Consider the following 25,081-nt stretch of genomic DNA (forward strand, 5'->3'; position numbering starts at 1 on the left):
TCATTCGAAGTTGGATGAGAGATCGCCTTTTGTATATTTTTTGTGAAAATAAAACACCGAAGGGACAGATTGATTTACTAATCCTTCGGCGTTTTTTATCTACTATTATTCGATTAAGTCAATTTATTTTCCGCAGCATGTTTACCTGCATTGTAACCAGTTGTGAATGCCGCAGTAATATTATAGCCGCCAGTATAGCCATGGATATCTAATATTTCACCGCAGAAATATAAGTTGTTCATGAGCTTTGACTGCATCGATTTTGGATCAATTTCTTTCAGGTTAACTCCGCCACCCGTAACGAAAGCTTCTTCAATGGACAATGTCCCGTTTACCATAACGGGGAAAGCTTTCGATAGCTTTGATAACTCTATCCATGCTTGCTTCGGAATGTTGTCATATGTGACATGTTCTTGTAGTCCAGCTTGCTCTAGCAGCAACGGGATAAGCTTTTCTGGGAAGTAACCTTTTAGTACATTTTTGATACTTTTGCGAGAATCATTTCTGCACAACTCTAATGTTTGATTGTAAACTTCGTCCGCAGATACATCTGGGGAGAGATCGATCGTTGCTTTTACTTGTTTTCCGCTGTTTTGTTTCATTTCTTTGACGACAAATTGGCTGCAGCGAAGGACGATAGGACCTGAAATGCCCAAATGGGTAAAAATCATATCCCCATCATGTTGAATGAGCTTTTTACCCTTTGCATTCCATATGGATAAAGAAACGCTTCGCAAGGAAAGACCTTGAAGCTCTTTGCTGCGAATAAAAGGTTCCTTTGAAGTTAAAGGTACTTCAGTTGGGAAAAGATCTATAATCGTATGTCCCGCTTGCTCTGCCCACGGATATCCATCACCTGTAGAACCGGTTTGCGGGACAGATTTCCCGCCGACAGCAACAATAACAGCACCAGCACGAATGATTTTACCTGATTTCAACTTAACGCCGACTGCACTGCCATTTTCATAAATAATTTTATCAACAGGACTGTTGACCGAAATGTCCACACCAAGAGCGCGAACTTTGTTTACTAAAGCATCAACAACCGTTTTTGCCTTATCACTAACAGGAAACATCCTGCCATTATCTTCTTCCTTCAGCCGAATGCCAAGAGCTTCAAAGAAAGCCATAATATCGCGATTATTAAAAACAGCCAAAGGGCTATATAAATATCTACCATTTCCCGGAATATTTTTAATTAATTCGTCCATTTCCTTAGCATTCGTAACATTGCAACGGCCTCCGCCAGAAATACCTAACTTTCTTCCTAGCTTGTCTCCCTTATCAAGAAGCAGCACCTTTGCGCCATGTTCACCTGCCGATACACTTGCCATTAGACCGGAAGATCCGGCTCCTACTACTATTACATCATAGTTCATAATCATGCTCCTACAAAATCGATTGTAAACGTTTTACATTTTCACTATTCAAATTCATGGTTTAAAGTATAATTTAATTATAATACAGGGGCAAGGAGGCAATACGGTATGTTGCGTGAAGAATGGGAAACGTTGGGAGCTGGAGCGAAGAGGCTCTATGTACGTGAATGGTTACCGAACGATCAGATTGCTAAGGCAGTTGTAGTTATTGCCCATGGGCATGGCGAGCATGGCGAGCGTTATCAATTTGTAGCCAAGCAATTTACAGAAGCAGGTTATATCGTTGTTGCTTTAGATCATCAAGGTCATGGACGATCTGAAGGAAAACGTGGACATATGATCTCCATAGATGCGGCATTAGATGATACGATGCGTGTTATGGAAGAAGCTCGGAACAGACATCCGGATCTAGCAATGTTCTTATATGGACATAGTATGGGCGGTAATATTGCATTCAATTGCACACTGAGGCATAAGCCAGATATAAAAGGTCTTATACTTACGAGCCCGTGGCTGCGCCTTGCGTTTAAGCCACCTGCAGTTAAAGAATGGCTAGGACGCGGAGTTGCGACTATATTACCTAGTCTACCAATGTCTACACATTTGAAACATGAAGATTTATTCCGTCCGAGTAAGCTTAACATTCCACCAATTGGAGACGATCCGCTTAACCATACCACTATAACGCCAAAAGCGTATTTAGAAGTCCAAAGGGCTGGTGAGTGGGCTCTACAAAATAGAAGCGAGTTACATGTTCCATTGCTTCTTATGCATGGAACAGCGGATCGAGTAACCTCTTATGAAACAAGTAAGCAACTGGCGAAAGATTTAGGCCGGCAATGTGAATGGGTTTCAGTCGAAGATGGGCTACATGAGCTGCATAACGATACGAATGGTGATAAGGCTGTGAAAAATGTAGTGAAGTGGATGAATGCTAAGCTCCCATAAAAAATGAATACAAGAAGGAGGCTAGGCTGGCATTGCTAAAGGATCTGCTACTCCAATTTTTCTTATCCGTCTTACCAGTATTTACTTTTCTTCTTTGGCATGACAAGGAGCGTAGCTGGAAGGGTTACGAAATATTTATTGCAGTAATGAGTGGTATTTCCATGATTCTGTGTATGCTGACGACCTCGATGGCGCACGAAAACGAGGTGGATTTCCGCCTCGTACCTTATTTAATTGGCTCACTTTATGGCGGTTACAGAGGAATTATTGGACTGACTGTTCTTTATACAGCAATGCATGTTGTAACCTTAAATGAATCTATTGAAATTGTGTTATTTACTTTATTCATCTTAATTATTATGACGATCATGCTTGCTATCCATAGTACGTACAGGAATGATCATACGAATCGGAAAAAAAATATCGGAATTTTATTAATATGCTGTATAAGTATATACCTGCTAGTGAGTATGTTTGTATATATGGATGAGCACAACATTCCGCTGCAATCGGAACTTAGCGTTCATTTTTTAATTTCAGTCATTGGACTTATTCTTGCAGGCTGGTTATCGATCTACATCATTGAAAGTATTTATGAGAAGCGGCATCTTATAGGAAAAGTAGAGCTGCTTACAACAAATTATCGCAACGAAGTAGAGAAGCTCCAACAATTTATTGATAAAGCTCCGCTAGGTGTCATGATCGTTGATCAGAAGGGCATCATTACTCATGTTAATGAAGAGTGCTTGAAGCTTCTTAGTGTGGGTGCCCATTATGTAACTGTTGCAGGAATGAAAAATAATAATTATAGGGCAGTACTTGAACCGAAGGATGGGAATGTCAGTGCTAGACTGCTGGAGGAAGCTTTACTTGATAAAGTGAGTACTACTGTTCCGCATATGGAAGATCAAAAGATAATGTTATACACGAACGTAACATTACGTGATTCGACCAGTCAGCATGTCTCGGGAGCTGTCCTCATTGCACAAGATGTAACGGAACTTAGTAGGCTTAGAGACGAGATTGGCCGAATGGAGAGATTAAGTTTAGTTGGACAGATGGCTGCAAGTATAACACATGAAATTCGTAATCCTATGGCAGTCATACGAGGGTTTGTCCAGCTCATTCAAGAGCGAAGTCCGCAAAACCAATTCGAATATTTTAAAATCATATTAAATGAACTTGATCGCACGAATCTTATCATTAGTGACTTTTTATCACTAGCCCAAAATAGGGAGCTTAAACTGGAACCAGCATCATTAAATGCAAGCATAAACGAGATAGCGCCATTGCTTACTGCTGATGCGAATATGAGGGGACAGACAATCGAAGTAGATTTGTACGAAGAATTGCCGCCTATGATGCTTAATGATCGAGAAATTAAACAAATGATTCTCAACATTGCTAGAAATGGAATGGAGGCAATGGGTGAGAAAGGTGTTCTTCGAATTGCTACACGTTATAGTGACGAAGAAATTAGTGTACATATTTCCGATGAAGGAATGGGCATCCCTCAAGATAAGATTGGGAACTTATTTGAACCGTTTTTTACGACTAAAACAGACGGAACGGGATTAGGGTTGCCGCTTTGTCTTAGCATTGCAGAGCGTCATCAGGGACATATAGACGTAAAGAGTGCAGAGGGCGAAGGGACAACTTTTATCGTAACATTTAACATATCAAAAATGGACAAAGGACATACTAACCTTAACCGCATAGATCACTCCGTATCCATAGGAGTGTATAAATGAACGTAATTATTCGGTAAGGAGGAAGGTTCAGTGTCTGGTGGCAACTTAGATGATCCGAAGCTCGATCCATTCGAAATTAACTTTCTTCCTCAGTTCCGTGAAGGAAGAGGCGACAACGCTCCATTCATCAATAGCTATGGTGTATTAATTGGAGACCATGAATATGAGTCGGATCATTCGCCCCTCCAAAATTGGAGTGTAGATACTGATCCTGCTGTAATGGCTGGTGATGAGTGGGTACACCCTTTTAAAGATATCGGATTTCATAGTCCTGTAAATAGAGAGTGGTTTGAGGAAGGGTTACCTCCACATCAAGAAGGCTTCACGCATCCAGAAGAGAATGTTGTTTTTGGAATTGACGAGCCATCCTCAGAAAATGAGTCAAAAATAGAACAGCAACCGAAGTGATGACTTTGGTTGCTTTCTTTTCGTAAGGAACGTTATAATAAGAGCTAAATTCAAGTTATTAAGGAGAGTGTCAGAATGTCGATGTCATTTGAAAGATATATGGTAGATATGGTTCAACCAATGCGTGATGATCTTACAAAGTTGGGTATTGAGGAGCTTCGTACACCTGAAGATGTTGAAGCTAATGTTCCAAATGCAGAAGGTACTGCACTTATCGTAATCAACTCCGTTTGTGGCTGTGCTGCAGGTCAATGCCGTCCTGGTGTTGCACAGGCGCTACAACATTCTGTTATTCCTAACAAATTATTTACTGTATTTGCAGGACAAGATAAAGAAGCTACAGCTAAAGCTCGTGAATACTTTGCACCATACCCACCGTCTTCACCTTCTATTGCATTGATGAAAAACGGTGAGCTTGTTCATTTCATCGAACGTCATTCAATCGAAAATCGTTCAGCGGCTGATATCGCAGCTGATTTGACAGAAGCATTCGATAAATACTGCGTTTAATAGGAGCTGCCTTATGACATTACAAGAGCAAATTATCGAACGTCTCGGTGTGAAGCCAACTATCGATCCAGAAGTGGAAGTTCGCAAACGGATAGACTTTTTGAAAAGTTATGTGCTCAGTTCTGGCACGACAGGTCTATTAATTGCAATCAGCGGTGGACTTGATAGTGCTGTTGCTACTGGTTTGTGCAAACGAGCAACGGATGAATTGAGTGCTGAGTCAGGCAAGGAGTATATTACGTTAGGTGTATTCCAGCCCTATGCGAAGCAAGGGGATATTTCTGATAGCTATGCAGTTGCAGAAGCGTTTGGTCTTACGCATAAGGTTGAAACCAACATTGGTGAAGCCGTTGACGAAATAGCGCTGGAAGTCGAACATAGCTTCAAGTCGCTCGGTATTTCTCGCCATATTAGTCGTGGTGGGAAAGGTAATGTCATGGCAAGAACACGTATGGTCACACAATATGCACTGGCATTTGATTTGAACTTGCTTGTTGTTGGAACAGACCATGCATCAGAAGCGGTTACAGGCTTTTATACGAAGTGGGGAGATGGAGCAGTAGATATCACTCCGCTTAGCACACTTAATAAACGTCAAGTCCGACTAGTAGGCGCTCATCTTGGAGTACCTGATAGCGTTCTAAACAAAGTACCAACTGCTGGTCTTTGGGAAGGTCAGACCGATGAAGATGAACTCGGCATCAAATACGATGAGAACAGCGACTATTTAGAAGGTAAAAAGATTGCTGATTCAACTCGCGAGAAGCTGGAAAAACAATATTTGAAGACAGAACATAAGAGATCTCCGATTCCGGGAATCTAGTTCTGAGCGTGCTTGTTTATTTAAAAACCGTTTCAGACCCTTTGGTCTTGGGACGGTTTTTTTGCGCGGAGGGAGTTGTCACATTCACATATGTTTCACAGTAAAATAGCTCTATCGAGTCATGCCCGAGAGGTGCCGTCAGTGATACGATTAGAGAAGTAGACATTAACCAATGGAGGTTGATTATGTAATGAAGATTCGTAAAAAGGTAATTGGTGTAGCTTTGGCTGCAGTGTTAACAATTGGGGCTGCGGTTCCGGTGTTTGCACATGATGGCTGGTCTCAAGCTAATTCACCAATAATAGCACCTGGACAAGTATCTTATGTTGAACTTATGTTAGGCAATCATTCTAATGAGCATAAAAGTTATCGCATTGCTGGACAATGGAGTGCAGACACGTCCAAAGTGTATGTGACAACACCTGCTGGTGTTAAATCAGATATTACAAGCACACGTTTCTATACGGGTGAAGCTGCAACTGAAGCAGAACCAGCACTTAACAATTATTTCGTTGCATCGTTTAAATCGAATGCTCCTGGTGCATACATAATATCAGTTGAAGGTGATAGTGTATTCAAGCGTGAAGGTGTAGGAAGTCGTACACTTCGCAGTGCCAAATCGTTTGTTGCTGTAGGAGATATTCCTGTACTAGAGCGTGTCAAAGCACTAAAAGGATTCGCTAAGGAAGTAAGCCCTGATCGTGCAGAGTTAATTCCGCACACGAATCCAGCTGCAATTACAACAGGGCAAGAGGTTTCCATCCAATTGCTGCTTAAAGGTAAACCACTTGCGGATACAGCTGTAGATGTTATACGCCGCAGCAACTCTGAAGCTACCCAGCTGAAAACAGATGCTAATGGATTTGTAACGCTTAAAGCAGGCGCAGCTGACTATTATCTCGTTCGTGCAAAACCAGGAACGACAGAAGCAAAAGCTGGTGAATACGATAAAACGAGCTATGAAGCTACACTTACGTTTACTGTGCAGAATGAGTCACCTAAACTGCCAGGAAAAGCAGCTGCTGGAGTACCTCATATTTATGTAAATGGTAACGTCATTTCGGCTGATGCTGGCGTTTCGATCGAAAAAGGGACTACAAAAGTAACAGCGGACTTTGTTCGTAAATATATCACTGCTGATTATAAAGGAGATGACCTTTCAACACTTCGGACAGTAGCAGAAGCAAATGGTGCAACGGTTGAATATTTCCCCGCAGTTGGCGATAATCGTGCAGCTGTTGCGATTTATACGAAGTAACGGATAATTATGAAGAAACCATATATTTTATTTAGCATAATAGTGATGTTGTGGGCATGTTTGCCGAGCTTAGTCTCGGCACATGCCTATATTACTAAGTCGACCCCGCTGCCGAATTCTGAGCTTACGGAAGCTCCGTCATCCATTAAGCTTACTTTCAGCGAAGATATCGATGTTAAGTTAAGCAGTGTGACGTTAGAGAATCGAACAGACGGAACTGAAGTTGAAGGTGAACTAAGTAAAGATGGAGATAAAACACTCATCTATACGATCCCTGTATTAAAAAATGGTAAGTACAAAGTAACGTGGCAAGTACTTTCCGCAGATACACATATTGTAGATGGTTCATTTGTATTTACCGTGGGTGTAGAACTTGAAGCGAATAAACCCGATGATACAGTGTCGTTAGATGGTGGGGGAGAGTCGGACGCCTCAGGTAACGGAAATGTTGGAGCAACTGCAAAACCTACGGTGACTGGAAATAATGTTTCATCGGCGAAGCCGGTTGCTACAGCAGAGTCAGTTGTGTCTCTGAAACCTTCTGCAACTCCGAAGGCTACAGTTACGGCAAATGTGACTGCGAAACCTACTTCGACTGAAACACCAAATCCTTCAGCCGCTGAAACGCCAGTACCTTCTTCGGTTGAAACGGCGAAACCAGCAGAGTCTGGTGGTGTAACTGGTACTGCAAAACCTGAAGAGTCTAGCGTAACTGAAACGATGAAGCCAGGTGAAGCTAGGGCTACTGAAACGATAATAGAACAATCAGATGCATCCGGAAGTGGGCAAAAAAGCACACCTATTGCTAACGTTAATACTGAAGTGAATAATTCACCCGCTAATGAATCAAATTCGGTCGAAGAAACGATCGCGATTGGTGAGAATGAAGAAATTGATGTTGAGTCCGAGAGTCATGATCATGCAGGCGGTCAACGTCTAATGGTGATACTTCGGATTTTTGATGTCTTTGCAGCTATTTTGCTAGGTGGAATATTATTTTTCCGTTTTGGGCTTTGGAGAGGTGTTCAAGGAAAAGCGCCATTTGGCTTCTCCCAAAATGCTGAGCGAGTAGTAATGGTGGTTGCAGCATTGATCTGGATTGCTTCAGGCGGTTATCGAGTCAATATGTTAGTTGAACAATTTGGCGGTATTGAATGGAGCACAATTGTAACAACAACGATGGTAGGTCAAATTGCTTTACTCCGACCAGCAGCGGCATTGTTATTATTCGTTCTGGCATTTGCACCGAGTAGAGATGACGTTTGGTCCAATCCACTAAAAGGAATAATTACGTTAGTAATAGTCGCCACTTTCCCGTTAACGGGTCATGCTTTTGCAGCTTCATCCGGCATGGAAGTATCTATTGTTGCTCATATTGTCCATATGGCGACTGCTGCAATTTGGGTCGGTGGGTTAGCTGGAATCTGGTCGCTGACCTATCAACGTAACGGAATTGAGCAATTAAACAAGACAGCGGAGCGTTTCTCGAAATGGGCGTTAACTAGCATCATAGCAATCATCATTAGTGGTGTCTGGTTAACTGCAACTCAGCTATCAGCTCTAGAACAACTGTGGTCGAGTGAATATGGACGTTTAGCTTTAGCCAAGATCATTATTTTGATATTAGTCATCGGTATTGCGGCCATTCATCGCTCACTCAGAGCGAAAGCTAAAGGTGCAAGAGCATTAATAATCGGTGTAAGGCTTGAAATTGTATTAGCAGTTGGTTTAATCCTGTTAGCTGGTTGGTTATCGACAACATCCCCGCCTCCGGCAAAAGCTATAGCGAGCGGAGAGCCCATCTATTGGCATGTAATGGGTGAAAAAGCTCATATGACGTTAAAGATAAATGTATCTGATGGAAATGAAGTTCAACTGGCGCGGCTAAATGTGTGGACACCAGAAAGCTTAGACGTTCCGAAAATGGTGAGCATTGCCTTTATTCCTGCGGGCGATTCAACTTCATCCTCTAATGGTGAGGTAGTCATTCCAGTTGAGCCTATTGTGTTAGAGAATGAACCATTCTCATTCCCAGGTTTTACGAAACACAACTATGAAGGTGAAGGGATGTTCTTCACTTCGACAGATGCTGGCAAGTTGACGGTTGATATAACGGACGCTGCTGGGGAAGTACATCATTATGAGCGGGAGCTAGGGAGTGAGTAGGAGCGGGATTAAAAACCGTGATTTTTTATGCTATGGTTGACAACCTCTATACCATCTGCTAATGTCACCTTCAAGGAAAAGGCAGGTGTGCGAGTGATTATTGGAATAGGACATGATTTAACGGATGTTCGTCGAATAGCCGAAATGCTTGAAGGGAAAGTAGGCGAACGCTTCCTTGAGCGAATACTTACTTTGCGTGAAAGGGAGCTTGCAAGTAGCTATCGTGGGGCGCGTCTGCATCAATATGTAGCAGGGAGATTTGCTGCTAAGGAGTCGGTTTCAAAAGCATTTGGTTGTGGCATTGGAGCTTGTCTCGGTTTCCAAGATATCGATATTATTCGTGATGAACTCGGAAAACCTGGCTGCGTATTGAGTGATGACGCTTGGAGACGATTAAAGCTAGAATCGGAATCAGTTCGTATCCATATTACGATTACGCATGAAAGTGAAATAGCTTCTGCATTTGCTATCGTTGAACGAATAATGTAGACACCTTTCGCCCATACTTGGAATGTAATAGGTAGTAAGTATGCGGTGAAAGGAGCATGACGATGAGTGGGCATAAGCAGCAAGGGGTAAAGCGTCGGTTCAAGACTGGACATATGGTACAGCATGAAGGATTGTATTCCAATGATTGGGGAGACGATCTCCTGCTAATACAGGGCGATTTGTTCCCTACCCATCCACAGATGGGTGAGACGAACTGGACATATGCTGGCCCATCTATTATGCATCTCTCCAAATCACCGAAAATAAATGGACATTATATCGGCTATTAAGCTACATCCTACGATTAAACAAATATAAATGTAACAATAAGGAAAGGTGCCCTCGGCAGGAATGTCGAGAGCACCTTTTTTAGTTTGTAATTATTTCAAACTAGCGAGCCATTCTGCAAGGGAAGTAATCTCTTCCTGAGTGAGTGAGTCTTTGAAGGCGGGCATTACTAGGTTTTCGCCTTCCTGAATTTGCTTTGTAATATCTTCTAAAGTCATACGGTTACCGATGTCTATCAAGGAAGTGTTCGGACCGACACGCCCTTGTAATTCGCTACCGTGACAGTTTAAACAGCGGGCTTTATAAAGAGCAGCTACATCAGAAGGTGCATCTTGGAGCGTTTTTTTGTCATCATCTCCACAACCGAATAAGGTAGCAAGTAGAAATGCGACTATAAGTATTTTGACAACTTTAATTGGATTACGAAAGGTATACACGAAGAGCACTCCCTTTATTTTTCACACGATGTTCCTAGTTATATAGGCTTATAATTCGTATAATAGAGTATAGTCGTAGAACAAACAACCGATAATGCTCCTCACCCTATGTGCGGATGTGCAAATAACGTCGGAACTGTGAATAGAGGAAGGAACAAGATCATGACAGAGCAAGTAGCCAAAACTTATTTCAGCAAAGAGCTATTGTCATGGTATAGACTGCAGAAGCGGGATTTGCCATGGCGTAAAAATAGAGATCCATACCGTATTTGGGTGTCGGAAATTATGTTGCAACAAACGAGAGTAGACACGGTCATACCGTATTATCACACCTTTATGAGCAAATTTCCAACCGTTCGTTCATTAGCTGAAGCGCCAGAAGAAGAGGTGCTGAAGTGCTGGGAAGGGCTTGGGTATTATTCACGTGCAAGGAACTTGCAAGCAGGTGCTAGAATGGTCGTTGAAAAATATGACGGAATTATTCCCGATGATAAGATGGCAGTATCTGGATTAAAGGGTGTTGGCCCCTACACGAGCGGAGCGATAATGAGTATCGCATTTAATCGTCCTGAACCAGCGGTGGATGGCAATGTCATGCGTGTGTTATCAAGGTACTTCTGTTTAGAAGAAGATATAGCAAAACCAGCTACAAGAGTAGGCATTGAGAAGTTAGCCGTTACTCTTATCCCGGAAGGTGCTGCGGGAGACTTCAATCAAGCGCTAATGGAGCTAGGTGCGTTAGTATGCACACCAAAGTCGCCAAGCTGTCTGCCATGCCCAGTCATGGAGCACTGCGAAGCTAGACATACGGGTAGAGAGCTAGAACTTCCTATCAAAACAAAAGCTAAAGCTCCGCGTAAAGAGTTTAGATCTGCTGTTATCGTATTGGGCAAGGGAGAGAATGAGGGTAAGATCCTCGTTAGACAAAGACCAGCTACGGGGCTGCTTGCTCAAATGTGGGAGTTGCCGCATCTTCAAGTTCCTGATGATAAAAGTCAATGGTTCAGCGATTCTGCTTTGAAAGAGCAAGGTGAGCTTGCTGAGATGCTTAGCCATATGGTTGAAGGGGATACAGGACTACTCATCCGGCCTAGAAATTGGCTGATGGATGCTGATCATATATTTAGCCATATCGTTTGGAAAATGCGTGTGTACGTGACGGATCTTGGAGAAGAGTCTGTAGAGGATATACGGAAGCTTGCTGCCGTCTCTAGTGAAGACTTGCCGATGCTCGCGGCGGAATCGAATGAGGAATACGAAGTGCGAGAAGTTGCGAATACCAATAGTGATGTATTAACATATCGCTGGATTAGCAAAGAAGATATGGAGCAACTGCCTTTTCCTAATTTATTTTTGAAAATATTGCAGTATTATTGGAATTAGAATTGCTAAGCTGTCAGTGAAGGGATGAATGAGATGAGTGAAATGCTGGATAAGCTGTTAGAGCATAAAATTGTCGCTATACTTAGAGGTATTGAGGATCGTCATGCAGATCAAGCTGCAAGGTCTCTCATTGACGGCGGCATACGTTTGATGGAAATAACGATGAATACAGCAGGTGCTGCTAGTATGATAGATCGTTGGCGCACACATTTTGGTGATGAAGCGTCAATTGGTGCAGGAACGGTAATAGATGTTGAATTAGCGAAAGAGGCTGTAGCTGCAGGGGCACAGTTTCTAATTTCTCCTAATTTAGATGAAGAAGTAATTGCTTATGGTCGTGAACGGGGTGTGTCTGTATGGCCGGGTGTTATGACTCCTACAGAAATTGTGAAAGCTTGGAAAGCGGGAGCAGATGCGGTTAAGCTGTTTCCGATGGGGACGCTTGGTATCGGTTATTTGAAAGAAATAAGAGCCCCGTTAGGAGATATCCCAATTCTAGCTACTGGAGGAGTAGATCTTCATAATATTAAAGAATACTTCCATGCAGGGGCAAATGCAGTAGGTATGGGAGGCAAGCTTGTACCAATGGATTCCATAAGGGAAGGTAAGTATGAAATAGTTACTGAACGTGCGCGCGCGTTTGTAGATGCTGTTCGTGATTTGTAATCTGAAGGGGGTTATGGATTCGTGTTAACAGAATGGTGGTTTTATGTGGGAGTTATTGTAGCGTTATTCATCGTTTTCGGAGCATTAATATGGTGGATTGGGGCAAAGAGTCAACAACCGCGTATCGTACCGAACGACAAAGACCCGCAGATAGATACAGGATGGAAATCACTAACTTTTCAAAGCAGCGGGTTCAAAATAGAGGGATGGCTGTTACAGCCTGCGGTAGTTAGTGGGGAAGTTAATGGACTAACACCGATAGTCGTTATCGCACATGGCTGGGGCTCTAATCGGACTCGTGTGCTTCGGTATGCGAAGCCATTGTATGAAGCGGGATATGCAGTACTTATGTATGATGCTAGAAGTCATGGCGAAAGTGATAAGATAAAAGGCCCTTCCGCGCTAATGTTTCGCGATGATGTTATCGCAGCTGTAGCGGAAGCTCGCAAGCTGCCAGGCATAGACCCGCATCGAGTTGCTATTCTAGGACATTCTATGGGCGGATTCGGAACGTTGCTTGCTTTGGATGAAGGGCTTCGTGTGAATGCAGTAGTTACGGATTCGATGCCGGTACATTTTGATACGATGTTGAAAGCAGAGTTGGATAGTAAAAAACTACCGATGTTCCCGCTAGCCTATCTCATTCCAAAGATTTGGATGATTAGGTCAAAAATATCGAAAGAACAATTTGAGAGTGCGAATATTCCAGTTGTCCTAAAAAAGAATGCCGGAGCAGTCGAAGAAGGCAAACAGCCTGTGCTCATGCTTCATTCGTACGGAGACACATTTATTCCTGCGGATGATTTGAGCAAGCTTGTGAGAGAATTACCCCAAGGAACGATTGATACTGTTTTTGTGAACACAGAAGGACATAGCTCATCTGAGCAAGATCCTGGTTTTTGGAAGACTATACTTCCTTTTCTTGAACAAGCGTTTGCTCGGCGAGTGTAGGTACATGAAAGATAGATTGTCTTCTCACAATAAGTGACTTCAACCAGAAATGTTGCTCCTTGCGCATCATTCCTGTATACAAGCATATGATGGTAGGGATAGGAGAGTAACATGTCCGAAGTTTTATCGGTGAGGGGGAACGTATGCGTAAAGCTGTAATAAGACTATTTATGCTAGTGCTGATTATTGCTGGAACATATAGTTTGTATACGAAGATGGACTTGTTTCCAACTGTTAAAGAGTCGAATGCCCGTGTAGAAACGGAAGGCGGCGATGAAATCGTACTTAGCAAATTGGATAGTTCCAGCAAAGAGCTAGCACCTTATGAAGATCTAGTACTTGAGCTTGCCACTGGCTTTCAATCTCGGTCAGATCGCTTTTCTGCGACATTCACGGGAAACAAATCAAAGCTATCTGACAATATGACTGCCATCGTTCGGGCATCGTTAAAGTATGATGATTACTCCGCATATATATTAGACTCCTATTTATATACGATTCGAAGCTGGGGCAATCGTTCTACAATTACAGTGGAAGCTCGTTATCGGGAGTCAGAGGAAGAGACAGCTATCGTAGATCGTAAGGTAGAAGAAGCTTTGAAAAAAATAATTCAACCACGTATGAACGACCATGAGAAAGTTAAAGCCATCCATGATTGGGTCGTTACCAATGTTCAATATGACCAAACGTTAACCTTTTATACAGCTTATGATGCTGTGGCACTCGGGGAGACAGTCTGTCAAGGTTACTCGCTTCTAGGTTATAAAATGTTAAAGGAAGCGGGTATTCCTGTCCTTATTGCGGAGGGATCGGTCAACACTGGTGAGCACGCTTGGAATATGGTTCAGCTTGATGGCAATTGGTATCATCTTGATTTGACTTGGGATGATCCGGTTGGTGCCGAGGACTCTACAATCCGCTACACCTATTATTTGAAAACGGATGAGGAGCTCCGTGCAGATCATCAATGGACGAGGACATATCCTACGGCAAACAAGAACTACTTAGATGTCCTTAATGAGCTAGAGACCAAAAGTGATAAAGTCGATGGACTGCTCTATAATAAGCTCAAGCTTTCGCTTGGCTTACACTGGATGGATAGTGAAAATACAATTACAAATGAAAAGCTACTACGTGAATCGATTCAATCTGCTGTTCATTCCCGTAGCACGCTCTTGCAATTCCGTTATACGAATGGAACAGGGTTCCCCGATGCGCTGAAATCAGCATTTGAAGGAATAGGTGTAGCAGTCGGGTACAGAGCAAGTTATGAGCCATTCGGAAGCGATGATTCTTTGATTGTTAATATTCATTTGAATTATGAGTAGGGTAATTGTCTAGAGTATAAGCTGATTCCTGGATGTATTGGGAATCGGCTTTTTTATTTTATAAGTAAAAACTCAAAATCTCCGTTCTTCTTCCATTATGGAATAGAACGGAGATTTCATTTTGTTAAATAGATCATGCCTAATAGGAACGATTAATAAACTTGCTGCAATTGAGTAGGCCCTATAGCTCCTGAATTTCCTTGAAATTCAAATTTCAAGACATATTTGGTATGAGTGAGGTAACCCACATAAAAATTAAATGGACCTAAGCCAGGTCCAACATTTACGGTTGTACTGAACACGCTATCTAATTGACCAATTGGCCCTTTAGAATAAAGTGTTACCTTCACCGTATCATATGTGTAGTTTTCTAAAGCAGTATCAATCTCATAATAGGCTCCGCCCATGATAGAATACTCCCTAGTTTCTGTATAGCTTGCAAATACGTTAGTATTGAAAGCGAATACAAAAACAAGTACGAGTAGAATGATCTTTTTCATTATTTTCACCTCCTTTCACACTAAAATGATAGTTTAGCGAATAGAAAAGTAAAAATGAACGAATTGAAACAATTAACTAAAAGATTGCTATATTTCTAAATTTTAACATCATATAATTAATCATACGATAACTGTCTTGAGGAATACAATTGTTATTTTCAATGCTTCAACGCAAATGTAGTAATTAAAAGCACATTTATCCTATCCAAATATCGGGATTTCTTTCCGAAGCTTGCACTTTATGAGGATATCTACATTATGAAGCGAAAAGTAATTGATTTTGTTCGTGGTGTCATTACGTCGTCCATGTGCAGGAGGCAGAGGCATCGCCCCTCTCTTCGCGAAGCAAAACGTAGACCTAGTAGCCTTTTTGGCCCTAATAGCCAAAGAAGGTTCAGTGGCGGCTCCATTTAACTAGATATAGGTTAGTGAGGCATGGAATAGTTTGAACAGACCATCCAACATGAATTCCTTGATTTCCCTGTATATGGCTAACTGATAAGTGAGATAACATTCATTATTTTGTTTAACTGGAGTGATGATCTATGTTAATTAGAGTTGCTATTCTTCTAACTTTATGTAGTATGCTTCTTATATCTTGTTCAGTTTCTACGAATACAAACGAGAACCAATCGTTACAATACCCAACGATAGTATATATATATATCTATCGAAGTGACTCGATAAAGCCGCAGCCTGAACTTATATCTGTTATATCGGAAGCTAAATTGCTGGAAACTGTGACTAAAGAGATACAAAATGCTGATCCTCATGCAACTATTCCAACGGCCGAAAAAATAGATTCAATCTTTTATTTCCAATTTTCATACGAAACAAAGGGAATCACCACGAGGACGGAAGATTATATATATGTTAGTGATATGAACGGTAACTACTTCATTAAAAGCTTCAAAATGATGCCGCAATACGACTTTGACAACTATAATACGAGCGAAAAAGAGTTGCTGTTACGAAATATCGGATTTAACGATTGGAAGTCTCTTTCTTCGCCATTATTAAAGATAACGAGCCCGACGCAGTAAATCACAGACTGTTGTCAGTTCATCAGCAAACCCCACAAAAGAACGCTAAGAATTACAACTGCCCATGTCTTGGTGCCTTGTATATTCAAACATAGATTTTTACAATTACTAATTTGTTTAGTATCTTTAGGTAGATTTATTGAATATAAATCAACGTTCTATGAGAGTGAAGATAAAGTGAACTCATTCGAATCCTACTTAATCTCATCCATGGTTAGTACAACAGCTTTCGTATTCCATTTTGTATTTCAATGATTAAAAGACCTCGAGAAAATCTCTCGAGGTCTTCATATTTAAGTATTACTCCTAGTCACAACCTCAAGTTATTACTACCCCTGCCCCCTAGCAGCAGTCATCTGCTGCCACACCGAGCCAGCGGCTTCTTCGCCGCGTAAGATACGCTCTAGAGCGATCTGCGCTTGCAGCTTGATCTCAAACTCCACATCTTCTGCTGCAACTTTTAAAGCTTCAATCGCAGTCTCATCGCCCGCTTCATATAGGAAGCGAGCCGCTCTCCAGCGGACAAGTTTGTTCTTGTCCTTCAGCGATTCGATCATCGGGCCGATAGCAGCTGTATCTCCGATATCAGACAACGTATCGCCAGCCGTCCGTCTTACGGATGTTGAATTGTCCTTCAAAGCCTCGAATAAATAAGGCATTGCTTCCTCTGATTTCAAGTCCCCAAGGTAAATTACAGCAAGTCTGCGGATCGACACGTTTTCGTCACGGACAGCTTTTGCTAGCAAAGGTATACCTTCTGGCGCACTGACATAACGGTCTAGTGCTGCGTACCGTACTTGCCAATCTTCCGAAGCAAACTTCTCTTCTGCTTCTTCGAGTGTTAGCGGAGCAGGTCTTGGCGTAACGATTTCTTCTTGCTGATCAGAAGCGCCCTGTTGTGCAGCTAGTACTAGCGAATCTAATCTCTCCGCAGTAAAGGAAGCTTCAAGCTCACGAACAATTTCTACTGCTATTTCCTCTAGCTCTCCGTACCTTACTCCGTATTCTTCAAGCTTACGCTCTCGAATCATAGATGAACCTGCCGCACGTCCAACTGCATCCCCGAACTGAGGGGGAAGCGCGGAGCGTACTTCATTATCATTCGAGCGAACTCTCACTTGCATCGGTATGCCGCGGAACATCTGAACGAGCACCTGTGCTTCACCGAAGCTTGATGCGATAGCACCTTGCTGATCTTCTTGTGTTGCTTCGCCGCCTGCTGCCTGTAGCAATTGACGTGTATCTGCTAGAATGCGTGCCCAATCTGCACCGGGTTTACGATCAAGCGCGATGAAATCGGCTGTGCGGAACACGCTTCGTACACCATCAATTTGTAACAATCCTTTGAGAGGCTCTGGCGCACTCTCAGCTTCACTTGCCTTATATGTTATTCTTTGTCCACGCGGTAGCACCTCGTCCAAATTAAGTTTCATGGAGTTTGGGCTTGGCGTCGGCTCTATAGAAATAAGCTTCATGGGAAGATTCCTCCTTTATTAAATGCCACTGCTCCTACTATACCATGACAGGTGCTGATAATCCCAGTTTGCATTGTCGCTAACTCTACATGTTGCGTACACTACTAATGAGCTAGCAAATCCCCGAGATGACAAGCTTTATTTGCATTTCACACCTTTGGCTTGGTATCTTTAAGATAAGTCTGGAACAGGATTGGAGGAAGACGCGGTTGCGGATAAGAAGATTTGTGAACCAAGATCCGGTTAAGCAACAAAATTCCTATAATCAACTCAAGAGATGGCAGAAAGAACGAGTCAATAAGCTAAAGCTGAAGGACTATTCGTATAAAGTTCCTAATATTGAGCCAGACGTAACGTTCCTGCAAAATAATAAAATACAACCAACAATTACGTGGATCGGTCATTCGACCTTTCTCATTCAACTTGCAGGATTAAATATTGTTACCGACCCTGTTTGGGCAGGTCAAATGGCTTTCCGAAAGAGGCTTGCACCACCTGGTGTGCCGATTAAGGATATGCCTCCTATTGATATTGTGCTTATTTCACATTCTCATTATGACCATTTAAGTATTAGTTCTCTTAGGCAGTTAAAAGGGGCAAAGCAGATTTTAGTTCCTGCTGGACTCAGCGTCAAGCTGCGCCTTAAGGGCTTTACTAATGTGGAAGAGTTTCATTGGTGGGAAGCTTTGACGATTAGAGGAGTAAAGTTTACCTTTGTACCTTCTCAACATTGGACGAGGCGGAATCCTTGGGATACGAACAGATCTCATTGGGGCGGCTTTGTGATGGAGGTAAAACAGTCATGCGGGGATCAACTTGGACAAGTTGCACCTAGCCGAGAACAGGAAGAAGCTGCATTAGCTCCTTATAGGGAGGCAGCGGTGTCCTCTCACGAAATAACAAGGTTGACCAAAGAGCAAGTCAAAAAAGAAACTCCCCATACTTGTTGCGAACGCCCACTTGTCTCAGCTTCGCCAACGATTTATTTTGCAGGGGATAGCGGTTATTTCGATGGTTTCAAAGAGATCGGATGTCGTTTCGATATTGATGTAGCTTTATTACCGATTGGAGCTTATGAGCCAGAGTGGTTTATGGGTCCTCAACATGTTACACCTGAGGAAGCCCTTCAAGCTTTTGAGGATACGGGTGCACGATGGTTCGTTCCGATGCACTACGGTGCTTTTAAACTTGCTGACGATACGCCTCGTGAAGCACTTGATCGTTTGGAAGCGGATCGATGCCGTCGAACAATAGAGGAACAGAGGCTTGTTGTACTCCCACACGGAGAAACCTGGAAATTAACGGAGCAATAAGCGGATGCCGATCATTATATATAGTGTGTATTTAAACTGGGGGGACTATGAATACGATGAGTCAATCAACCATTACGGTAGGTATTATCGGTGCTGGAGCGATAGGTAATGTTCATATGAGTAGCTTTGCCCAAGTGGAGGGCGCGAAGGTGACGGCTGTCGCTGACACTTATTTGCCGTTAGCTGAGCAGCGGGCAGAAGAATATGGAATAGAGACTGTTCATGCAGATCCACAGACGTTGCTTGAGGATGAGAAAATTGACGCTGTTGTTATTGGTGTTCCGAACCAATTTCATGCTTCACTTGCCATAGAAGCGCTCAAGCAAGGTAAACATGTGTTGCTAGAGAAACCAATGGCGATTGATTCCAAAGCGGCACATTCGATCCTTGAGCAAGCTGAGTTGTCTGACAGAATACTTATGATGTCTCATCAACTTCGATTCAAAGGATTAAGCCGTGCTGTGAAGAAGCTAATTGATGATGGCGATGTCGGACGTATTTACAATGCAAAGGTAGGCTGGCTTCGTAAAAAAGGTATTCCGGGCTGGGGCTCATGGTTTACTCGCAAGGATTTAGCAGGCGGTGGGCCTCTAATTGATATTGGTGTTCATATGCTCGATCTATCCTTATATTTGATGGGTAATCCGAAACCGATCTCGGTGTATGGTTCAACTTATGCTGAGTTTGGTCCAAGTCGCCAAGGTATTGGCAATTGGGGCACTCCTAACTGGGAGGGCTACTATGACGTAGAGGATCTAGCATCTGCACTTATTAAGCTCGAAAATGGTGCAACAATGTCGCTCGATGTAAGCTGGGCTGCTCATTCCGCAGGTTTGACCGAAGATCCTTTTATCCATTTGATGGGGACAAAAGGTGGAGTGTCAATCGTTGGAGATAAAGGAACCTATGTCACGCATGTTGACAATGAGGTTGTTGAACGTGAGATTACACCATTAGAAGGTGAAGAGGATCGTTTCCAAATGATTCGCCATTTCGTGGAATGTATTCGAGAAGGCAAACAGCCAATTACTTCCGCTTTGTCAGGCTACACAAACAATCGTATTTTGGATGCGATTTATGAGTCTTCAAGAACGGGTAACGAAGTAAAGCTTGATTGAATTAACGATTAATGACATTATAATCTCTTATTATGGATTTGCTTGATTAGCTTTATGCATAAGGGAAAAGGCGTGTTAAGGTACAGAGTATGGGTAGTAATTCCAATCCGTACTCTGTTTCTATTATTTTGAGTGATTTTTTTGATGGTAAAACTGGCGATTGATGCGCTTTTCTAGGTATACTATGCTATAATGGTTCGAGAAAATGTGATTTTGTAACGAAGGACGGGATTGAAACTATGATTAGTACAAGTGGCATAACGCTTCGATTTGGGAAGCGCGCACTTTTTGAAGATGTAAATATTAAGTTTACACCAGGCAACTGCTACGGCTTGATTGGTGCAAACGGCGCAGGTAAGTCTACTTTTCTAAAAATATTGTCTGGAGAAGTTGAGCAATCGTCAGGTGATGTGCATATTACGCCAGGCGAGCGTCTTGCGGTACTAAGACAGAATCATTACGAATACGATGATTTCGTTGTTCTTGAGACAGTAATTATGGGTCATAAGAAACTATACGAAGTGATGAACGAAAAAAATGCGCTTTATGCAAAAGCTGATTTTACTGATGAAGACGGCATGCGTGCTGGTGAATTGGAAGCAGATTTTGCCGATATGAACGGCTGGGAAGCAGAGTCGGAAGCGGCTGAGATGTTGAACGGTCTTGGTATTACTCCTGACTTGCACGACAAGAAGATGGGAGAGCTAAGCGGTAACGAGAAAGTCCGTGTATTGCTCGCTCAAGCATTGTTTGGTGCGCCAAACATTTTGCTGCTGGATGAGCCTACCAACCATTTGGACATTGAATCCATTCGTTGGCTTGAAGATTTCCTTTCAAAATATGAAGGTACTGTTGTTGTTGTCAGCCATGACCGTCACTTCTTGAACACGGTATGTACACACATCGCAGATATTGACTTTGGTAAAATCCAAATGTACGTAGGTAACTACGACTTCTGGTATGAATCCAGCCAACTTGCATTGTCGCTTATGCGTAATGAGAACAAGAAGAAAGAAGACAAGGTTAAGGAACTTCAAGCGTTTATCCAACGCTTTAGTGCCAATAAATCCAAGTCGAAACAAGCTACTTCCCGTAAAAAGTTGCTTGATAAAATTACGCTTGATGACATTCGTCCATCCAACCGTAAATATCCGTTTATTCTATTTAAAGGCGAGCGTGAAGCAGGCAAGTCTTTGCTACTAGTTGAAGGTTTGACGAAGTCTGTTGATGGCGTGAAACAATTCGACAACATGACGCTTGCGATTAACAAAGGCGACAAAATCGCTTTCGTAGGGCCGAACAGCTTGCCGAAAACGACATTGTTCCAAGTGCTTGCTGGTGAAGTAGAACAAGAAGAGGGTACTTATTCATGGGGCGTAACAACAACTCGTGCTTACTTCCCTAAAGATAACACTACCTACTTTGAAGGTGTTGACCTGAACTTGGTAGAATGGCTTCGTCAGTACTCCAAAGATCCAGATGAGACGTTCCTACGTGGCTTCCTTGGCCGTATGTTGTTCTCTGGTGATGAGGCAATGAAAAAAGCTAGCGTGTTGTCTGGTGGCGAAAAAGTTCGCTGTATGCTTTCCAAGATGATGCTTGAAGGCGCGAACGTGTTCATCCTAGATGAGCCAACGAACCATTTGGATCTAGAATCCATTACAGCATTGAACAATGGTTTGACTGATACAGACTGTACGATTCTATTTACTTCACATGACCATCAGTTTGTTCAAACAATCGCTAACCGCATCATCGAAATTACGCCTAACGGTGTAATCGACCGTATGATGACTTACGATGAGTACCTTGAAAGTGCTGAAGTAAAAGCACTTCGTGAGCGTTTGTACGCTGAATAATGCGAATATATGAGGTGTCCCACAAGTCTTTGACTAATGGGGCACCTTCTTTTATATGTGTTACTTTTGATAAAAGAGTGATTAACTGTATTTTTACTCTTAGAATTTAGTTAATCAGCTCGATTCGTTAGAATAAACGTATAAATGCGCTTAAAACCCGAAAAGATTAGCTTAACGAAGAAATTAAAAGTATTTTTACGTTTATATTGTGATTGCAACGATTGACATTAGTATAGTTCATAAACTAAACTAAATATATCACAAAGTTGTTCCATACACTTTGTGTTCCTGTTTATAAGGGTGAAATGAAGGTCGAATTATTACCTGGAATAACGAATTGATCTATTTTAAGTCGTGGAAGGGGATAACGGTATTATGGTAAAAGCAACTGTAATATGTGAAAACACTGTTTTTAGCAATCTTGGAGCAATTGCGGAGCATGGCTGGGCGGTTCATCTAGAAACCGGACATGGCAACTTTTTGTTTGATACAGGTCAAGGAAAAGCACTCGTTAACAATATGAACGTCTTTAATAAGAAGTGGTCTGATATATCTGGTATTATGCTGAGCCATCATCATTGTGATCATACAGGTGGGCTTCTTTCAGCTCTTGAAGAAATAAATCAAAGCCATGTGCCCGTATATGCGCACCCTCATTTGTTTAAGAAAGGGTATCTCGTTCGTAAAGATTATCGCTATATCGGAATTCCGCATTCAAAGGAAACACTTGAAGATGCTGGAGCTCATTTTGTATACAACCGTGATTTTGTTGAAATCGCTCCGAACATTTATTTGACTGGGGAAGTACCTAGAACAAGTGACTATGAAATTGGCGATACGGATATTGTGGTTGAAACGAAAGATGGATATGCGATTGATCCAGTAGAAGACGACCAGTCTGTTATCATAAGAACTGAAAATGGTTTATTTATTATCCTCGGATGTTCACACGCAGGCATGATCAACATACTAAATTACGCAAAAGCGATGACTGGAGAAAGCCGCATTCATACTGTTATCGGTGGTACACATCTATGGACTGTAAGTGAAGAGCAGAAGTCAAAGACGATTGAAGCTTTAGTTGAAATGGATATAGAACGAATCGGCGTTTCCCATTGTACAGGATTCGAAGTTAGCTCAAGAATGGCACTTGCCTTAGGAAATCGATTTTTCCATTGTAATGTTGGGATGGTGGTGGAAGTTTAGTCTGCTGCAAAGCTTGACCTTGACATTATGAAGGGCATCCTCTAGTTTGATTATATAATCTATTACGAATCGAGCGTAGAGGACATGTCAAATTTGGAACACAATCATCTGATTGGTCAGTTAATTCATAAGCTTAGAAGAATGGAACGTGAGCCGCGAACATTCGGTGAGGCAGGGGAGCTTACCCCATCCGAGATGCACACGATCGAAGCGATTGGCTGTGGCGACGGTATTCTCATGAGTGAACTTGCGAAGAAATTGAGTATTACAAAAGGGGCAGCGACACAAATTGTGTCCCGCCTAGAAAGAGAACACTTTGTTCATCGTCAAGCTCACCCGTTAGATTTAAGGTCTGTTGTTGTTAGTCTTAAAGAACGTGGGGAAATTGCTTTCAAAGCTCATGAAGTGATGAGCAAAGCGTTGACGGACACATTGCGTGAGGAGCTTGGAGAAGAAGGCTACCGTAGCTTTGAAAGAGGCATTTCCAAGTTTATTGAATCTTTATAATAATGACTAGTTACAACCCGCGTATATCGCGGGTTATTTTTTGTGAGAATAACTAATTGGATAACGTAAATAACTAAATGTAGAATCTAACCTGTCACGAGTGCGGTCTGCTTGCTCTACAATGCATGAATAAAGTCTGTCCTCCGTCCTACTCTTTTGCCCTAGTGCATAAAAGTACGTATTAGGTCAACACTGTTTCTCTAGACCCACACAGGTTCAATCGGGTATGATACCGATAGACATTTTCTAGTGATTGGCAGGAGGGTAATTAAACTGACACAGTATGATGAAATTAAACAGGGCGAAAAGGGTGCCTGGGTCAGCATTGCTGCCTATCTTGCATTATCTGCACTTAAGCTTGGAATAGGTTATTGGTTCGTATCAGGAGCACTTGTAGCAGATGGTTACAACAATTTGACGGATATTGTTGCTTCAGTCGCCGTATTGATTGGCCTTCGCATATCTCAGAAGCCCCCGGATAAGGATCATCCATACGGACATTTCCGCGCGGAGACGATTGCAGCACTTGTTGCCTCATTTATTATGGCGAGTGTTGGTATTCAAGTATTGATAAGTGCTGTGAAGTCTTTGTTTAAGGACGAGTTTGTATCGCCAAATCCAATTACAGCTGGAATAGCACTATTTTGCGCGGCATGTATGTATGGCGTCTATTTGTACAATAGTAAGCTTGCTCGCAAAATAAACAATCAAGCGCTGCTAGCAGCTTCCAAAGATAACTTATCTGATGCTTTTGTCAGTATTGGAGCAGCGGTAGGTATTATAGGTGCGCAGTTTGGGATGCCTTGGCTCGACCCAGTTGCAGCGTTACTCGTTGGTATTATTATTTGTAAAACGGCATGGGGCATTTTTTATAGCTCTACACATGCTTTGACAGATGGCTTCGACGAGAAGGAATTGACAGCGCTTAGAGCTACAATTGCAAAAACTAAAGGTGTAGATACAATTAAAGATATTAAAGCTCGTATACATGGCAGCAATGTCTTGGTTGATGTTATCGTACAAGTCGATCCGGAGCTTTCACTTATTGAAAGTCATCGCATTTGTGATGATATCGAACGACGAATGGGTCGTAAACATAACATATTAAGCGTGCATGTCCATGTTGAACCGCTTGAATATGGTGGGGGTACCGTCCGAATATCCGATAATAGCTCGCAAAAAGGGCAATGAGAACTGATGGTAAATAAGGGGAACTGAGACTCGATGCTCATAAAATAAGTCTTTAGTCCTATATTCTTTATGAGAAGCTCTTAA

At 42.2% G+C, this 25,081-nt stretch carries 25 protein-coding genes; 21 read left to right on the top strand and 4 right to left on the bottom strand.

Going from position 1 to position 25,081, the window contains the following annotated elements; genetic code table 11:
• Positions 1–113: 113 nt before the first annotated feature.
• Positions 114–1,379, bottom strand: a complete 1,266-nt coding sequence (locus I6N90_RS14905; RefSeq protein WP_197936386.1) for an NAD(P)/FAD-dependent oxidoreductase — start codon at positions 1,377–1,379, stop codon at positions 114–116.
• Positions 1,380–1,487: 108 nt separating this feature from the next.
• On the opposite strand from I6N90_RS14905, the gene I6N90_RS14910 reads away from it, so the two are divergent.
• The 9 genes from I6N90_RS14910 (at position 1,488) to I6N90_RS14950 (ending at position 10,022) form a co-directional block, all read left to right on the top strand.
• Positions 1,488–2,327, top strand: coding sequence for an alpha/beta hydrolase (locus tag I6N90_RS14910; RefSeq protein ID WP_197936387.1), 840 nt, complete (start codon positions 1,488–1,490; stop codon positions 2,325–2,327).
• A 32-nt stretch (positions 2,328–2,359) separates the two neighbouring features.
• The gene (locus I6N90_RS14915; protein WP_197936388.1) at positions 2,360–4,078 is read left to right on the top strand and encodes a two-component system sensor histidine kinase NtrB; all 1,719 of its coding nucleotides are present in this window, start codon (positions 2,360–2,362) and stop codon (positions 4,076–4,078) included.
• Positions 4,079–4,108: 30 nt separating this feature from the next.
• Positions 4,109–4,486: a DUF3905 domain-containing protein gene (locus tag I6N90_RS14920; RefSeq protein WP_197936389.1), complete on the top strand. Its 378-nt coding sequence runs from the start codon at positions 4,109–4,111 to the stop codon at positions 4,484–4,486.
• 75 nt (positions 4,487–4,561) lie between these two features.
• Positions 4,562–4,996, top strand: coding sequence for a BrxA/BrxB family bacilliredoxin (locus I6N90_RS14925; RefSeq protein WP_197936390.1), 435 nt, complete (start codon positions 4,562–4,564; stop codon positions 4,994–4,996).
• Positions 4,997–5,009: 13 nt separating this feature from the next.
• Positions 5,010–5,819 carry an ammonia-dependent NAD(+) synthetase gene (gene nadE / locus I6N90_RS14930; RefSeq protein ID WP_197936391.1) on the top strand — a complete coding sequence of 270 codons (810 nt, stop codon included), beginning with the start codon at positions 5,010–5,012 and terminating at the stop codon, positions 5,817–5,819.
• Positions 5,820–6,009: 190 nt separating this feature from the next.
• Entirely contained in the window at positions 6,010–7,077 is a 1,068-nt protein-coding gene (locus I6N90_RS14935) for a DUF4198 domain-containing protein (protein WP_197936392.1), read from the top strand.
• 9 nt (positions 7,078–7,086) lie between these two features.
• Positions 7,087–9,243, top strand: a complete 2,157-nt coding sequence (locus tag I6N90_RS14940) for a copper resistance protein CopC (protein ID WP_197936393.1) — start codon at positions 7,087–7,089, stop codon at positions 9,241–9,243.
• A gap of 36 nt (positions 9,244–9,279) precedes the next feature.
• Positions 9,280–9,732, top strand: a complete 453-nt coding sequence (gene acpS / locus I6N90_RS14945) for a holo-ACP synthase (RefSeq protein WP_232243007.1) — start codon at positions 9,280–9,282, stop codon at positions 9,730–9,732.
• Between the two features lie 62 nt (positions 9,733–9,794).
• On the top strand, positions 9,795–10,022 hold the full coding sequence (locus I6N90_RS14950; protein WP_197936394.1) for a hypothetical protein: 228 nt from the start codon (positions 9,795–9,797) through the stop codon (positions 10,020–10,022).
• A 90-nt stretch (positions 10,023–10,112) separates the two neighbouring features.
• Here the strand turns inward: I6N90_RS14950 and I6N90_RS25280 are convergent, their stop codons facing one another.
• Entirely contained in the window at positions 10,113–10,457 is a 345-nt protein-coding gene (locus I6N90_RS25280) for a c-type cytochrome (RefSeq protein ID WP_197936395.1), read from the bottom strand.
• Between the two features lie 162 nt (positions 10,458–10,619).
• Between I6N90_RS25280 and mutY the strand changes: the two genes are divergently transcribed.
• The 4 genes from mutY (at position 10,620) to I6N90_RS14975 (ending at position 14,785) form a co-directional block, all read left to right on the top strand.
• Positions 10,620–11,840 (top strand): A/G-specific adenine glycosylase, encoded by a 1,221-nt coding sequence (gene mutY, locus I6N90_RS14960; protein ID WP_197936396.1) that lies wholly within the window; start codon positions 10,620–10,622, stop codon positions 11,838–11,840.
• Positions 11,841–11,873: 33 nt separating this feature from the next.
• Complete coding sequence (locus I6N90_RS14965; RefSeq protein ID WP_197936397.1) at positions 11,874–12,506, top strand: bifunctional 4-hydroxy-2-oxoglutarate aldolase/2-dehydro-3-deoxy-phosphogluconate aldolase; 633 nt, start codon at positions 11,874–11,876, stop codon at positions 12,504–12,506.
• Positions 12,507–12,527: 21 nt separating this feature from the next.
• On the top strand, positions 12,528–13,457 hold the full coding sequence (locus I6N90_RS14970) for an alpha/beta hydrolase (RefSeq protein WP_197936398.1): 930 nt from the start codon (positions 12,528–12,530) through the stop codon (positions 13,455–13,457).
• A 143-nt stretch (positions 13,458–13,600) separates the two neighbouring features.
• The gene (locus I6N90_RS14975; RefSeq protein ID WP_197936399.1) at positions 13,601–14,785 is read left to right on the top strand and encodes a transglutaminase domain-containing protein; all 1,185 of its coding nucleotides are present in this window, start codon (positions 13,601–13,603) and stop codon (positions 14,783–14,785) included.
• A gap of 152 nt (positions 14,786–14,937) precedes the next feature.
• On the opposite strand, the gene I6N90_RS14980 is transcribed toward I6N90_RS14975, so the two are convergent.
• Positions 14,938–15,285 (bottom strand): hypothetical protein, encoded by a 348-nt coding sequence (locus I6N90_RS14980; protein ID WP_197936400.1) that lies wholly within the window; start codon positions 15,283–15,285, stop codon positions 14,938–14,940.
• Between the two features lie 258 nt (positions 15,286–15,543).
• On the opposite strand from I6N90_RS14980, the gene I6N90_RS14985 reads away from it, so the two are divergent.
• Together I6N90_RS14985 and I6N90_RS14990 are read left to right on the top strand one after the other, a co-directional pair.
• Positions 15,544–15,699 (top strand): hypothetical protein, encoded by a 156-nt coding sequence (locus tag I6N90_RS14985; RefSeq protein WP_197936401.1) that lies wholly within the window; start codon positions 15,544–15,546, stop codon positions 15,697–15,699.
• A gap of 131 nt (positions 15,700–15,830) precedes the next feature.
• Positions 15,831–16,328 carry a hypothetical protein gene (locus tag I6N90_RS14990; protein ID WP_197936402.1) on the top strand — a complete coding sequence of 166 codons (498 nt, stop codon included), beginning with the start codon at positions 15,831–15,833 and terminating at the stop codon, positions 16,326–16,328.
• Positions 16,329–16,657: 329 nt separating this feature from the next.
• Here the strand turns inward: I6N90_RS14990 and I6N90_RS14995 are convergent, their stop codons facing one another.
• Entirely contained in the window at positions 16,658–17,803 is a 1,146-nt protein-coding gene (locus tag I6N90_RS14995; RefSeq protein WP_197936403.1) for a virulence factor, read from the bottom strand.
• A 209-nt stretch (positions 17,804–18,012) separates the two neighbouring features.
• On the opposite strand from I6N90_RS14995, the gene I6N90_RS15000 reads away from it, so the two are divergent.
• The 6 genes from I6N90_RS15000 to I6N90_RS15025 all read left to right on the top strand — a co-directional run bounded on the left by I6N90_RS15000 (position 18,013) and on the right by I6N90_RS15025 (position 24,997).
• On the top strand, positions 18,013–19,116 hold the full coding sequence (locus tag I6N90_RS15000) for an MBL fold metallo-hydrolase (RefSeq protein WP_197936404.1): 1,104 nt from the start codon (positions 18,013–18,015) through the stop codon (positions 19,114–19,116).
• 56 nt (positions 19,117–19,172) lie between these two features.
• Positions 19,173–20,234 (top strand): Gfo/Idh/MocA family protein, encoded by a 1,062-nt coding sequence (locus tag I6N90_RS15005; RefSeq protein WP_197936405.1) that lies wholly within the window; start codon positions 19,173–19,175, stop codon positions 20,232–20,234.
• A 239-nt stretch (positions 20,235–20,473) separates the two neighbouring features.
• Positions 20,474–22,093 (top strand): ABC-F family ATP-binding cassette domain-containing protein, encoded by a 1,620-nt coding sequence (locus tag I6N90_RS15010; RefSeq protein WP_197936406.1) that lies wholly within the window; start codon positions 20,474–20,476, stop codon positions 22,091–22,093.
• Positions 22,094–22,468: 375 nt separating this feature from the next.
• A complete protein-coding gene (locus tag I6N90_RS15015; RefSeq protein WP_197936407.1) occupies positions 22,469–23,299 on the top strand; it encodes an MBL fold metallo-hydrolase in 831 nt (276 codons plus the stop codon).
• Positions 23,300–23,383: 84 nt separating this feature from the next.
• On the top strand, positions 23,384–23,806 hold the full coding sequence (locus I6N90_RS15020; RefSeq protein ID WP_197936408.1) for a MarR family winged helix-turn-helix transcriptional regulator: 423 nt from the start codon (positions 23,384–23,386) through the stop codon (positions 23,804–23,806).
• Between the two features lie 273 nt (positions 23,807–24,079).
• Complete coding sequence (locus I6N90_RS15025) at positions 24,080–24,997, top strand: cation diffusion facilitator family transporter (RefSeq protein WP_197936623.1); 918 nt, start codon at positions 24,080–24,082, stop codon at positions 24,995–24,997.
• Positions 24,998–25,081 lie beyond the last annotated feature (84 nt).

Origin of the sequence: Paenibacillus sp. GSMTC-2017 (assembly GCF_016019935.1) — a bacterium.
Taxonomy (GTDB): domain Bacteria; phylum Bacillota; class Bacilli; order Paenibacillales; family Paenibacillaceae; genus Pristimantibacillus.